The sequence below is a fragment of the Vibrio sp. HDW18 genome, assembly GCF_011306175.1.
GTDB lineage: Bacteria > Pseudomonadota > Gammaproteobacteria > Enterobacterales > Vibrionaceae > Vibrio > Vibrio chanodichtyis.
This window is the reverse complement of the sequence record NZ_CP049913.1, coordinates 908,918-921,906: the sequence shown is the minus strand read 5'-3', so window position 1 is coordinate 921,906 and position 12,989 is coordinate 908,918. Positions and strand designations below refer to the sequence as shown.

The window sequence follows — 12,989 nt, the reverse complement described above, 5'->3', positions numbered from 1 at the left end:
TATGCAACGGGTTGGTCTGGTTCAAATGACCTCAGGATCAGAGGTCAGTGATAATCTGGGTTATCTGCACCAGCAGGTTGAACGGCTGGCCAAACAAGGTGCACAGTGGATAGTGACCCCGGAAAATGCACTGCTGTTTGGTCGGCGTGAGCAATATCATCAGCAAGCCGAACCGCTAGGCGATGGCCCAATCCAGCAAGCTGTAGCCGATTTGGCTAAACAGTATGGGGTATGGCTGCTGATCGGCAGTATGCCGATTCGCCGTGCCAACGGGGTTACCACCAGTTGTCTGCTGTGGAATGCACAAGGTGAATGCGTGGCGGTTTACGACAAACTGCATATGTTTGATGTGGATGTCGCCGATGATCACCAGTGTTATCGTGAATCTGAAACCTTTACCCCAGGGCAACAAGTGATGGTCGCGCCAACGCCGTTTGGTCAACTGGGCTTATCAATTTGTTATGATGTGCGGTTTCCGCACTTGTACAACGAGTTACGTCGTCAAGGGGCGCAGGTTTTATTGGTTCCTGCGGCTTTCACCGCGGTGACGGGTCAAGCGCATTGGCAAGTGTTGCTGCGCGCCCGAGCGATTGAAAATCAATGCTGGGTGATCGCAGTGGGGCAGACCGGCCGCCACCCTTGTGGGCGAGAAACCTGGGGGCATTCGATGGTGATTAGTCCGTGGGGGGAAGTGATTGCGGATTTAGGTGCTGCGGCACACAGTAAAGTGGTAGAGTTCGATCTCGCGACACTCGATTCTGTAAGATGCGCGATGCCGATCACACAGCACACGCGTTTTACCCATCAATTAATAGAGAACACTGATGACGATCAACCAAATTGAAACGGCACTGCTCACCCCTGCTGGGCTGAGTGAACAAGATATTGCCGCTACGCTGTCCAGTATTGCGACTCGCCAGATTGATTATGCGGATATCTATTTTCAATCCAGCTGGCATGAATCGTTGGTGCTGGAAGACAGCATTATTAAAGATGGCTCATTCAATATTGATTGTGGCGTTGGGGTGCGTGCCGTCAGTGGTGAGAAAACCGGTTTTGCCTATGCGGATCAAATTCAGTTAGAAGGACTGAAGCAGAGCGCGATTGCGGCGCGCGGTATTGCTCAGCAAGGGCAGAATTTAACGGTCCAAGCGTTCAAGCGTGGGCCTAATCCGCAGTTCTATCAGGCGGAAAATCCGCTGGAAAGCTGGCATAAGCAGCAAAAAACCGAATTACTACAACAGCTTGATGCTTATATTCGCAGCAAAGAGCCGTTGATCACTGAAGTGTCGATCAGCTTAAGTGGTGTACATGAGCAGATGTTGGTTGCTGCGACCGATGGTACTTACGCTGGCGATATTCGCCCCTTGGTGCGTTTATCGATTAGTGTGTTGGCGCAAAAAGGCGAGCGCCGTGAGCGTGGTAGCGCTGGTGGTGGTGGCCGTTTTGGTTACGACTATTTCTTATCACAGCAAGCGGGGCAATCCATTGCTTTTGCCTTTGCCGATGAAGCGATCCGCCAAGCGTTAGTGAACCTTGAGGCGGTAGCCGCTCCGGCTGGCACTATGCCAGTAGTCTTAGGTTCCGGTTGGCCGGGAGTGCTGCTGCATGAAGCAGTCGGTCACGGATTAGAAGGGGATTTCAACCGTAAAGGTTCGTCGGTTTTTGCGGGCAAAGTCGGGCAAAAAGTCACCTCTGATCTGTGTACCATTGTCGATGATGGCACGCTCAAAGATCTGCGCGGCTCACTCAATGTCGATGATGAAGGGGTGAGTGGGCAATATAATGTGTTGATCAAAAACGGTATTTTGCAAGGATACCTCCAAGATAAGCTCAATGCGCGCTTGATGGGCGTTGCTCCTACGGGGAATGGTCGTCGTGAGTCTTACGCGCATTTGCCGATGCCACGTATGACCAATACTTACATGCTGCCCGGTCAGCACGCGCCAGAAGAGATCATCGCCTCGGTCAAAAAAGGCATTTATGCACCGAACTTTGGTGGTGGGCAGGTGGATATCACCTCTGGTAAGTTTGTGTTTTCGGCATCGGAAGCTTACTTGATTGAAAATGGCAAAATTACCCGTCCAATCAAAGGGGCAACGTTAATTGGTTCCGGCATTGAAGCGATGCAGCAGGTGTCGATGGTGGGTAATGATCTTGCCCTTGATCGCGGGGTTGGTGTGTGCGGCAAAGCTGGGCAAAGTGTGCCGGTCGGGGTTGGTCAACCGACGCTTAAATTGGATTCATTGACGGTGGGGGGTACCGAATAGCTTTTTCGATAACCGTTTGCCTTGAAGTGGCATTGGTGCAGGCTAGATTGGTTGGTCTTAATCCCATAGTTTATCTATAGTTATTTACTTGTTGTTCATCTGCAACTTCATGGGGTTTGTGGATAAATGCGGCTAGAAATTCGCATCAATCCATGCGATAGTGCGCCGCACAAATTTTTGATCCTTTTTACTATCTGGAGCACATTATGTCTCACCAAGATGATTATTTATCGGTAGAAGAGTTAATCGAGATTCAAAAGGAAGAGACGCGCGATATTATTCAAGCGCTGCTTGAAGATGGCAGTGATCCAGATGCCTTATATGAGATCGAGCACCATCTGTTTGCCGAAGAGTTCGATAAGCTAGAACAAGCAGCGGTAGAAGCGTTCAAAATGGGTTTCGAAGTAGTTGAAGCGGAAGAAACCGAAGATGAAGATGGCAATAAACTGCTGTGTTTTGATGCCATGATGCAAACGACGTTGGATGCGAATCTTATCGATGAACAAGTGGCCAAACTGGTTAATCTCGCCGAGAAGTTCGATATTATTTACGACGGTTGGGGCACCTACTACGAGGGTGAAGACGCTCTGTTTGGTGATGAAGACCAAGATGAAGATGATGAGAATTAAGTTTCAAATCACTGATACCAGCCGCATGGCTGGTATTTTTTTGACTGAGATAGCTTGCTGTGGGTGGTAATAGCTGTGCTACATCGGCGCGGCAATCGATTAAACTTCGGGTATAATACAAGCAAATAAACCGCAATTGGAACGCTATGCAATTCTCTCTCGCTGGCCCTTGGCAACTTTCCCCACTGACGGATCTCTCTATCCCCCAAGATGATATTACGTTTCCTGCTCCGTTAAGTCTTGTGTTACCCGCGACCTGCAGCGAGAGCGAGATCGTTCAGCAAGAGTGGCATTTGATGCATGATATTGAGGTTGATGAGGCGCTACTAAGCTTTGTGGCGATTGATTTGGTATTAGCAGGGATTGAACACTATGCCGAGGTTCGCCTGAACGGCGTTGCACTGTTTGACTGTGACGGCTCACAAGCGGTATATCGTAAAGAGATTCGTCAATGGTTACAGTTGGGGCGTAACCGATTTGAAATTTTGTTTTTACACGCCGATGATGAGTCGTTGTTGGACGAGCCGATTGCGGCGCAATGTCGTTTGGATCAGCTAGCCAGCTTTGTTGAGCATCACCCCTTAGCTCATGATCCGCGTGTTGGGATCTGGCAAGCGCCTTACTTACAAGGTTTGCGTCATTTGCGCCTAACCCATGTTTCTACTGAACAAGTTTGGCACCATGGCGGCTGTGAATTGTTGGTCAATCTGTTTTTTACCACTTATGCCTCAGGGCTGGTGGCGGCGGCGGTTAAATTTGATGGGCGCACTTATCAAGTGCCGATTGATATGCGTAGCAATCATGCCAGCGTATTATTTCAAGTCGATGCGCCGAAAATCTACGATCAAGATCAGCCTAATGCGCAAGATCTGTATTCGATCTCCGTGCAGCTCGATGGGCAAACTCAGCATTTTCAACTGGCGCTAAGTGAAGCGCATTGCGTGAGCCATTTTCCGTTATAACAACGCACGCTTGTTTGTCCATTCAGGCTATCTGCCCGATAGCCTGATATCCCCTTCCTACCTGCAACTTCAAGTTATTTGGGTATAAAACCGGTTTGTGTGATTTAATGCGAGCAGCCTAGATGCTCGGTATGTTTACTTTGCCAAACTTTTTCGTGCAAGTAATAGGCACAAGTATTGATGCTAGGCTCAATCATCGCCATCACTCCACCGACTAACCAACTGCCGGTCAATAAATAAGCCACCCCAAAAGCAACCGTAAAGTGAATGGCGGCAAAGCTGATGGTTTTGATGCGGGTATCCGCTGCAAAACGCTGTAAAGTGACCGACTTTAACCAAGCTTTTTCGTGGAAATAGAAGGCAACGGTATTGATCATCGGCTCTAACATCGCAATTAAGCTACCCAGTAGCACATCACCGGTAAGTAGATAGGCGACCGTAAATGCGATGGTAAAATGTATGGCGGCAAAACTTAAGGTCTTTTTCATAATCTCATCCACCTGATGCTAAGTGATGCAATGATTATTGATAATTATTCTCATTAATTCAAGGTGGAAAAACCAATCAATCTGATAGGTTTTGATCAATAAAAAAGGCGCATATTGCGCCTTGATTAAGCCGTGACATTTGGTGTGATTTAACCTTGTGGCTTGACGACCAACACATTGACGGGTGAGTGCTCAACCACTTTGCTCGCTACGGATCCGAGCATGACTTTATCAATTCGTGAGCGCTTGTGGCTTGGCATGACAATCAGATCTACTCCTAAACGCTCAGCGTAATCGAGAATAGTGGTGTAAGGTTTTCCTTCTGCGATATGTAGCTGGTAGATCTGTGGCGGCTCAATATGCTGTTCAGCAAACGCTTTGAGTTGGGTATACACATCATGTTTCATCTGTGCTGCGGCATCTTTGGGAAAATAGGTTGCCACCATCGACATATGAATGCCAGGTAATACGTTGAGTAAGTGCAGTTCGGCGTTAGCATGTTTGGCGTGCCAAAGAGCAAGTTGCAGCGCTTTATCGGCAAAGCCTTGTTCATTCAAATCCACTGGTACAAGAATATGTTTATACATGGCACTCTCTATGGTTTATGGCCGATCTTGGTCTCTTTGGCTGCCAAGATCGGGCTGCGCTAATGAATTAGCTGGTTAGGTGATCAGATTCAGGCATATTGCTGCTGATCCTGCCGCTTTAGCCGCCGTTTTTGATTCCATGCGAGCAGCAGTGTCAGCAATAGTGCTGGAATAAAGACCCACTCTTTCATCGGGCGATCACTGGCGACCACCACCGAGCGAATTTCCCAATCAAAGTCGATGCCCGCCGCTTCCGCGGGGCTACCAAATTCGACCATTTCCACCAGCATACGATTTCTCTGGTTAATCAGAGTTAGCCCCATTGAGGCGATCCGCTGCGGTGCACCAATGGCTCGATCATCAAATGGGAGTTGCACGGTTTTAGAACTGTATTCGCCTTTAATATTTTCACCCGCCACCACCAGACGTATCGGTTGACCCACCGGTGCTTGCTCGACAATTTGCTCTAATTTAGTACCGGCATATATCACTTGAGCTGGGTAGATCATGTCCCACCAGAAGCCGGGGCGGAAGAAACTAAAGGTTAACACCAGCAAGGCGATCACTTCCCACCATTTGGTTTTGGTTAGCCACCAGCCTTGTGTCGCGGCGGAAAACAGCAACATCGCAGTGATTGAGGAGAGAATTGTCAGTAACAAATGCCACCAACTATGGATTCCCATCAGCAGTAGTTGAGTGTTAAACACAAACATAAATGGCAGGATTGCGGTGCGAATATCGTAAGTAAAGCCTTGAATACCAGTGCGGATCGGATCAGATTTGGCTATCGCTGCTGCGGCAAAAGCCGCTAAGCCGACCGGCGGCGTATCATCGGCCAAAATCCCGAAATAGAACACAAATAGATGTACGGCGATCAGTGGAATGATCAAACCATGCTCAGCGCCTAAGGTCACAATCACTGGGGCCATCAAAGTTGAAACCACGATGTAGTTGGCGGTGGTCGGCAGGCCCATACCTAAAATCAAACTGATCACGGCGGTAAAAAGTAGCATCAATAGCAGATTGCCACCAGAGATAAATTCAACAAAATCGGTCATTACCAGTCCAATTCCGGTGAGCGTGACCACGCCAACCACGGTACCCGCCGCCGCGGTTGCCACTCCGATCCCAATCATATTACGCGCACCTGAAACCAAGCTTTCTAATAAATCGCTGATGCCTTGCTTGGCCGCGGCAGTTAGCTTACCGGTGCGGTTAAACAGTGCCATTAGTGGACGCTGGGTGAGTAGAATGAACACCATAAACATGCTAGCCCAGAATGCCGATAAGCCTGGAGAGAAGCGTTCTACCATTAAGCACCACACTAAAACCACAATCGGTAACAAGTAGTGCAGACCTGATTTGAGCGTGGGAGCGACATCGGGGACGAACTGTAAATCCTCATCAAGAGCTAAGCCTTGCTGGGCATAAGGCGCAGAGATTTTGACTAACCCGACATAGGTGACCAGCAATACGATGGCTAGCAGCGGTGTTGCCGCCGCGCCAAAGGCTTGTTTGGTCCAGCCGATACCGTAGTAAACTAAGCCGCTGATGAGGCATAAGCCGAGGATCGTGGCGCTCAATGCGAGCAGTTTTTCGGTGAGTGTGGATTGATGAAGGCGTGGTAGACCTTGCATCTGCGCTTTACATGCTTCGAGGTGCACGATGTAAATCAGCGCGATGTAGGAGATCAGCGCCGGTAGAATGGCGGCTTTGATCACTTCGACATAAGAAATACCGACATATTCCACCATTAAGAAAGCGGCAGCTCCCATGATGGGTGGGGTGAGTTGGCCATTGGTTGAGGCCGCCACTTCGACCGCTCCCGCCTTGGTGCCAGGGAATCCCACACGTTTCATCAATGGAATGGTAAAGGTGCCCGTGGTCACCACGTTGGCAATTGAAGAGCCTGATACCAAACCAGACAGGCCGGAGGCAACCACTGCTGCTTTAGCGGGGCCACCACGCATATGACCGAGCATTGAAAATGCGACTTTAATAAAATAAGCCCCAGCGCCAGCTCGTTCGAGCATGGCACCAAACAGCACAAACAGAAAAACAAACGAAGTTGAGACCCCGAGAGCGACTCCAAATACCCCTTCGGTGGTTAGCCATAAATGTGACATCGCTTTATTCAAGCTGGCTCCTTTATGCGCGACCACATCCGGCATATAAGGGCCAAAAAAGGTGTAGCATAAAAACAGGGCCGCCACCATCATCAGCGGTGGGCCTAACGCGCGGCGAGTGGCTTCCAGCAGCAGTAACATTCCGACCACCGCCGCCAGTACATCCCATGAGGTTGGTGCGCCAGAACGGCCGGCTAATTGGCTGTAAAACAAATAGATGTAAGCGGCGGAGAAACTGCCGGCTAGCGCTAACAGCCAATCGATCCACGGGATATGATCGCGCGGTGAGTGCTTCATCGCTGGGTAGGCAGTGAAAGCGAGAAACACCGCAAAAGTTAAGTGAATCGATCGCGCTTGGGTATCGTTGAGGATGCCAATATTGAAGATAAACGGCAGCGGTGACGCGTACCAAAGTTGGAACAGCGACCAACTCAGTAGTACCAACCACAGCACTTTTCCGGCGAAGCCTCGCGGAGCTCTGGCTCCGGTTTCGGCTTGTACCACCATTTGTTGCACCTCTGGTGACGGTGTTGTCGTTTGCATCATGCACCTTATCCTTATTCTTGATCTTCCATAAGCTTATGATCGGCACGGTGATATATACCCTTCCTACTTGAAGCTGCAGCGGTGTTGGCTACGTTTGTTCACCCTAATCACATAGTTTGCCTATGCTCATGGGGACTCACTCACTTGCCGCCTACCTGTAACTCCAAGTTGTTTGGGTATAGTACCGAAAAGCTGCAGCACCAAAACAAAACGTGATGCTAATGAGGAGGCGATAGCCTCCTCTTTTTTATTGAAATTATGTCGGTAAAAGGTGGTGTTCGATTACCATCGGCCACCACCGTAAAGGATTACTTAAGCAACCCAACTTCTTTGTAATACCAATCAAAGAAAAAATATGATCTAATTGAGGGCATTCAACGATAGAACTTATTCACTATGGACAGCCTCAATAATATCGACTTTAAAAAGCTCGCAAGCCAGCAGAAATCTATTCAGATGAAAATGAGACTGCTGGCCCTCGACCATTTCAAAGATGGGCACTCTCGCACCCAAATCGCCAAGTTTCTTAAGGTCAGCCGAACCAGTGTTAATCGGTGGGTTCACACTTTTCTTGAGGAAGGATTAGAAGGCCTCAAGGAAAAACCAAGAACGGGACGACCACCATTCTTAACATCCAAGCAAAGAGAGCAATTGAGCCAATACATCAAAGATAAAGCCAATGATACACTAGGCGGACGACTCACTGGGGCCGACATCCACGCTTATATCGTGAAAGAATTTGGCCAGCACTACCACCCTGATTCTATCTATTACCTGCTCGAGCACATGGGGTTCTCTTGGGTAATACCAATCAAAGAAAAAATATGATCTAATTGAGGGCATTCAACGATAGAACTTATTCACTATGGACAGCCTCGATAATATCGACTTTAAAAAGCTCGCAAGCCAGCAGAAATCTATTCAGATGAAAATGAGACTGCTGGCCCTCGACCATTTCAAAGATGGGCACTCTCGCACCCAAATCGCCAAGTTTCTTAAGGTCAGCCGAACCAGTGTTAATCGGTGGGTTCACACTTTTCTTGAGGAAGGATTAGAAGGCCTCAAGGAAAAACCAAGAACGGGACGACCACCATTCTTAACATCCAAGCAAAGAGAGCAATTGAGCCAATACATCAAAGATAAAGCCAATGATACACTAGGCGGACGACTCACTGGGGCCGACATCCACGCTTATATCGTGAAAGAATTTGGCCAGCACTACCACCCTGATTCTATCTATTACCTGCTCGAGCACATGGGGTTCTCTTGGGTAACTTCTCGCTCCAAACATCCTCGTCAATCCCAGCAAATCCAAGACGATTTTAAAAAAATTTAAAATTGAAACGATCCTGAAGATCCCAGGACATATCGCTTTAGAACGGGTTGATGTCTGGTTTCAGGATGAAGCCAGATTTGGGCAACAAAACACCACCACACGGTTATGGGCAGAAAAAGGAACACGTCCCAGAGCCGTGAAGCAACAACAATTTGAATATGCGTATCTGTTTGGTTCTGTCTGTCCCGCTAGAGGCATTGGCGAGGCGATGGTCGTTCCTTGGGTTAACAAGGACCTTATGGTTGAGCATCTTAGGCAGATCTCCGCGGTGACCGAAAAAGGTCGTCACGCAGTGGTCATTATGGATGGTGCAAGCTGGCACACAGAAGATATTGCCAATGAATTTCAGAACCTCAGTGTCATCAAACTCCCGCCCTATTCCCCTGAGTTGAATCCAATAGAACAAGTATGGAGTTGGTTAAGACAACACTATCTAGCCAACCAGTCTTTTACGGATTACGAAGACATTGTCTCCAAAGTATGTCGGGCTTGGAATAGTTTTTTGGAATGCTCGGCCAGAGTCAGACAGATGTGTTCGAGAAGGTGGACAGAGCTGACCAGTTAATTTTCCAGATTGGTATTAGGCAGATCTCCGCGGTGACCGAAAAAGGTCGTCACGCAGTGGTCATTATGGATGGTGCAAGCTGGCACACAGAAGATATTGCCAATGAATTTCAGAACCTCAGTGTCATCAAACTCCCGCCCTATTCCCCTGAGTTGAATCCAATAGAACAAGTATGGAGTTGGTTAAGACAACACTATCTAGCCAACCAGTCTTTTACGGATTACGAAGACATTGTCTCCAAAGTATGTCGGGCTTGGAATAGTTTTTTGAAATGCTCGGCCAGAGTCAGACAGATGTGTTCGAGAAGGTGGATAGAGCTGACCAGTTAATTTTCCAGATTGGTATAATATTTAATCGCACCAGGGTGGAGAGGGATCGAGTTACCCGCCGTGACCATGTCCTCTTTTTTCAGGTTGGCAAACGCTGGGTGCAGACGAATAAAGGTATCGAAGTTGTCAAATACTGCTTTGGTCACGTTGTACACTACCGCTTCAGAGACATCTTCGCTGGTGACTAAGGTAGCGGTAACCCCAAAACTTTTCACGGCTTGATCGGTACCGTTGTACATACCCGCAGGCACTTCGGTGTAAGCATAGTAAGGGTTATTCGCGACGATTTTTTCGATTTCAGGACCGGTGGCGGGCACTAATTTTGCGCCACAAGAGGTTGCGGCTTCTTTGATCGATCCATTCGGGTGACCAACCATGTAAATAAAGGCATCAATCTTATTATCACACAGTGCTTGTGAGCGCTCAGAACCTTTCAATTCCGCTGCGAGTTTAAAGCTGTTATTGGTCCATCCAAAGGCATCCATCACCACTTGCATGGTGGCGCGATCGCCAGAGCCTGGGTTACCAATATTTACTCGTTTACCGGCCAGATCTTTGACATTTTCAATGCCAGAATCCGCACGAGCAATGATATTGAACGGTTCGGTGTGCAGTGAGAATACCGCGCGTAATTTTTTGTATGGGCCTTGCTCGGAGAGTTCACTGGTACCGTTATAGCCATGATACTGCCAGTCGGATTGAACAATCCCGAAATCTAACTCACCAGAGCGAATAGTATTGACGTTGTAGATTGAACCGCCAGTCGACTCTACCGAACAACGAATGTTGTGATCTTTACGATCCTTGTTGACCAATCGACAGATCGCGCCACCCGTTGGGTAATAGACCCCAGTGACTGAACCTGTACCTATGGTAATAAAATCTTGTGCGCAGGCGATCCCTGAGCCGATAACTGTGGCAGCGATTGCGCCAAGTTTGATGATATGAGTGAGTGACATGAATTTCCCTTCCTTGATTGGTGATATATCCCCAAGTGCCGCATGGCGATAGCTTTCCTGCCTGAGAAACCTTGCGTTATGCGACCAAAATAGTGCTAATGCTCTGGCAGCATACCAAAAAAACTACCGAGAATTACATTGTTGTTAAGAATTAGCGGGCGATTAACATATTTATTGGTGAGCCAAATAGGCCATGAATTACAGTTATAATTGTTTTATTTCATGTGCTTATGGAATCTTGTCGCTAAGCGAGAATGTTCCTAAGATGTGATTTTGGTCACATGGTAAAAGGTGACCAAAATCATCGGTTCAGTAAGCAGTGCGCTAGCCTGCGTATTCGAACAGTTCACACACTGAACGGAATAACTCTTGCACCGGAACCTCAATCGTTGGGGTGATGAAAATGGTGTCATCACCAGCAACCACGCCAAGAATACCTTCTGATTTGCCTAATGAATCGAGTAAACGTGCGATCAATTGTGCAGCGCCAGGGCCAGTTCGGATCACCACTAATGCATTGTTGTAATCGACATCCAGCACCAGCTCACGCAGTGAGCTGCTCGCCGTCGGTACACCCAGTTCAGCGGGTAAGCAGTAGACCATCTCCATCTTGGCGTTGCGAGTACGTACCGCACCAAATTTGGTCAACATACGTGATACTTTGGATTGATTGATATTTTCAAAGCCTTCATTTTTCAGCGCTTCGACAATATCGCCTTGTGAGCCAAAACGTTCTTCTTTTAATAGGGCTTTGAAGGCTCGAACTAGGTTATCTTGTTTATCTACGTTACGCATGATTCTTCTTACTAGAGTTAAATGACCGATTTGTGCATATTCTCGCATATCTATGCATGATATACCAAATGATGCGCTAAATTTGCCCTCTCTGTCACTGTAAATATTTTTTATATTGGGTTAAATCAGGCGATAACTCTTTGTGTAAGTTGAACATTGACTGATAATCGCCTTCTATACTGACGCATCTTTTGGCCGTGTTGCGTGAACTCGCAAAGCTGACGTTAAGTGATTGTAATCAGATAGTGGTTACTATAGCGTTTGATGGTCAGATACCGAATTACCCTACAAACTTATAAGAGATTACTCTCAAGGAGATTTACGATGAAAGTTGCTGTTATTGGTGCCGCTGGCGGTATTGGTCAGGCTCTTGCACTGTTACTCAAAAATCGTCTTCCAGCGGGCTCTGATTTGGCGCTGTACGATATTGCGCCTGTTACGCCGGGGGTTGCAGCGGATCTGAGTCATATCCCGACGCCTGTTACGGTGCAAGGTTATGCGGGCGAAGATCCTACTCCAGCGCTCGACGGGGCTGATGTGGTTTTGGTTTCGGCTGGTGTGGCGCGTAAACCCGGGATGGATCGTGCAGATCTGTTTAATGTCAATGCCGGTATTGTCAGAGCATTAGCCGAAAAGATCGCAGTAGTGTGTCCAACCGCGTGTATTGGCATTATCACCAATCCAGTTAACACCACCGTGCCGATTGCTGCCGAAGTGCTGAAAAAAGCTGGTGTGTATGACAAGCGTAAACTGTTTGGTATTACGACCTTGGATGTGATCCGCTCAGAAACGTTTGTCGCAGTTTTGCAGAACAAAGATCCTGGCCAAGTGCGTGTCCCTGTGATTGGTGGCCACTCTGGTGTGACTATTCTGCCGCTACTGTCACAAGTCGAAGGGATGAATTTGCCTGAGCAAGAAGTGGCCGCGCTGACCAAGCGGATCCAAAATGCTGGTACCGAAGTGGTGGAAGCCAAAGCGGGTGGCGGTTCTGCAACTCTTTCGATGGGGCAGGCAGCATGCCGTTTTGGTTTGGCTTTAGTGAAAGCGTTACAAGGCGAAGCCGATGTGGTTGAGTATGCGTATGTGGAAGGCAAAGGCGAGTATGCCCCGTTCTTTGCTCAACCGATCAAGCTCGGTAAACATGGTGTAGAACAGCTGTTAGACATTGGTCCATTGAGTGCGTATGAGCAAGCCGCGCTAGATGGTATGCTGGAGACGCTCAACAGTGATATTCAAATTGGGGTTGAGTTCGTTAAGTAAATAACACTCAGTGTCGATTGAACTTACTGATTGAAAATACCGCTCGTGATGAGCGGTATTTTTTTGTGCAAGCTTAATGTAGATGGTGCTTGAGTTTGCAGTTCAGCAGCATTGAATCGCGCGTCGTCATTTCAATG

At 48.0% G+C, this 12,989-nt stretch carries 13 protein-coding genes; 8 read left to right on the top strand and 5 right to left on the bottom strand.

The features are described 5' to 3' along the window. Position 1 precedes the first annotated feature (1 nt). The 4 genes from G7083_RS04365 (at position 2) to G7083_RS04350 (ending at position 3,861) form a co-directional block, all read left to right on the top strand. Positions 2–844 carry a carbon-nitrogen hydrolase family protein gene (locus tag G7083_RS04365; protein ID WP_166013749.1) on the top strand — a complete coding sequence of 281 codons (843 nt, stop codon included), beginning with the start codon at positions 2–4 and terminating at the stop codon, positions 842–844. After that, positions 825–2,270 (top strand): metalloprotease TldD, encoded by a 1,446-nt coding sequence (tldD, locus tag G7083_RS04360; protein ID WP_166013748.1) that lies wholly within the window; start codon positions 825–827, stop codon positions 2,268–2,270. Before G7083_RS04365 ends, tldD begins: the two co-directional genes overlap by 20 nt. 206 nt (positions 2,271–2,476) lie before the next feature. Next, entirely contained in the window at positions 2,477–2,899 is a 423-nt protein-coding gene (gene rraB, locus G7083_RS04355; protein WP_166013747.1) for a ribonuclease E inhibitor RraB, read from the top strand. Between the two features lie 146 nt (positions 2,900–3,045). Continuing rightward, positions 3,046–3,861: a hypothetical protein gene (locus tag G7083_RS04350; protein ID WP_166013746.1), complete on the top strand. Its 816-nt coding sequence runs from the start codon at positions 3,046–3,048 to the stop codon at positions 3,859–3,861. Positions 3,862–3,965: 104 nt separating this feature from the next. On the opposite strand, the gene G7083_RS04345 is transcribed toward G7083_RS04350, so the two are convergent. From G7083_RS04345 to G7083_RS04335, 3 genes are all read right to left on the bottom strand, one after another. Next, a complete protein-coding gene (locus G7083_RS04345) occupies positions 3,966–4,349 on the bottom strand; it encodes a DUF2061 domain-containing protein (RefSeq protein ID WP_166013745.1) in 384 nt (127 codons plus the stop codon). Between the two features lie 149 nt (positions 4,350–4,498). Further along, the gene (locus G7083_RS04340) at positions 4,499–4,936 is read right to left on the bottom strand and encodes a universal stress protein (RefSeq protein WP_166013744.1); all 438 of its coding nucleotides are present in this window, start codon (positions 4,934–4,936) and stop codon (positions 4,499–4,501) included. Positions 4,937–5,025: 89 nt separating this feature from the next. Next, the gene (locus G7083_RS04335; RefSeq protein WP_166013743.1) at positions 5,026–7,608 is read right to left on the bottom strand and encodes a TRAP transporter permease; all 2,583 of its coding nucleotides are present in this window, start codon (positions 7,606–7,608) and stop codon (positions 5,026–5,028) included. Between the two features lie 396 nt (positions 7,609–8,004). Between G7083_RS04335 and G7083_RS04330 the strand changes: the two genes are divergently transcribed. From G7083_RS04330 to G7083_RS04315, 3 genes are all read left to right on the top strand, one after another. Next, positions 8,005–8,436: a helix-turn-helix domain-containing protein gene (locus G7083_RS04330; protein WP_166013742.1), complete on the top strand. Its 432-nt coding sequence runs from the start codon at positions 8,005–8,007 to the stop codon at positions 8,434–8,436. A gap of 37 nt (positions 8,437–8,473) precedes the next feature. Further along, positions 8,474–9,509 (top strand): IS630 family transposase gene (locus G7083_RS15060; protein ID WP_240911888.1). Its coding sequence is split into 2 segments (ribosomal slippage): positions 8,474–8,932 and positions 8,934–9,509, totalling 1,035 coding nucleotides; the frame shifts between segments, so codons are not numbered across the junction. Next, positions 9,452–9,838 carry a transposase gene (locus tag G7083_RS04315; protein ID WP_346776875.1) on the top strand — a complete coding sequence of 129 codons (387 nt, stop codon included), beginning with the start codon at positions 9,452–9,454 and terminating at the stop codon, positions 9,836–9,838. Before G7083_RS15060 ends, G7083_RS04315 begins: the two co-directional genes overlap by 58 nt. Here the strand turns inward: G7083_RS04315 and G7083_RS04310 are convergent. Together G7083_RS04310 and argR are read right to left on the bottom strand one after the other, a co-directional pair. Continuing rightward, complete coding sequence (locus G7083_RS04310) at positions 9,835–10,797, bottom strand: TAXI family TRAP transporter solute-binding subunit (protein ID WP_166013739.1); 963 nt, start codon at positions 10,795–10,797, stop codon at positions 9,835–9,837. The genes G7083_RS04315 and G7083_RS04310 overlap by 4 nt on opposite strands. Positions 10,798–11,121: 324 nt before the next feature. Beyond that, entirely contained in the window at positions 11,122–11,592 is a 471-nt protein-coding gene (gene argR, locus G7083_RS04305; protein WP_166013738.1) for a transcriptional regulator ArgR, read from the bottom strand. A gap of 324 nt (positions 11,593–11,916) precedes the next feature. Here argR and mdh point away from each other — a divergent pair, with 324 nt between their 5' ends. Continuing rightward, positions 11,917–12,852, top strand: a complete 936-nt coding sequence (gene mdh, locus G7083_RS04300) for a malate dehydrogenase (protein WP_166013737.1) — start codon at positions 11,917–11,919, stop codon at positions 12,850–12,852. Positions 12,853–12,989 lie beyond the last annotated feature (137 nt).

Bases quoted from the DNA above. Each gene is read 5' to 3' on its own strand.
- G7083_RS04350 (WP_166013746.1), top strand. From the start codon at position 3,046: ATGCAATTCTCTCTCGCTGGCCCTTGGCAACTTTCCCCACTGACGGAT.
- G7083_RS04330 (WP_166013742.1), top strand. From the start codon at position 8,005: ATGGACAGCCTCAATAATATCGACTTTAAAAAGCTCGCAAGCCAGCAG.
- tldD (WP_166013748.1), top strand. From the start codon at position 825: ATGACGATCAACCAAATTGAAACGGCACTGCTCACCCCTGCTGGGCTG.
- G7083_RS04310 (WP_166013739.1), bottom strand. From the start codon at position 10,797: ATGTCACTCACTCATATCATCAAACTTGGCGCAATCGCTGCCACAGTT.
- G7083_RS04365 (WP_166013749.1), top strand. From the start codon at position 2: ATGCAACGGGTTGGTCTGGTTCAAATGACCTCAGGATCAGAGGTCAGT.
- G7083_RS04315 (WP_346776875.1), top strand. From the start codon at position 9,452: ATGCTCGGCCAGAGTCAGACAGATGTGTTCGAGAAGGTGGACAGAGCT.
- G7083_RS04335 (WP_166013743.1), bottom strand. From the start codon at position 7,608: ATGATGCAAACGACAACACCGTCACCAGAGGTGCAACAAATGGTGGTA.
- argR (WP_166013738.1), bottom strand. From the start codon at position 11,592: ATGCGTAACGTAGATAAACAAGATAACCTAGTTCGAGCCTTCAAAGCC.
- rraB (WP_166013747.1), top strand. From the start codon at position 2,477: ATGTCTCACCAAGATGATTATTTATCGGTAGAAGAGTTAATCGAGATT.
- G7083_RS04345 (WP_166013745.1), bottom strand. From the start codon at position 4,349: ATGAAAAAGACCTTAAGTTTTGCCGCCATACATTTTACCATCGCATTT.
- G7083_RS04340 (WP_166013744.1), bottom strand. From the start codon at position 4,936: ATGTATAAACATATTCTTGTACCAGTGGATTTGAATGAACAAGGCTTT.
- mdh (WP_166013737.1), top strand. From the start codon at position 11,917: ATGAAAGTTGCTGTTATTGGTGCCGCTGGCGGTATTGGTCAGGCTCTT.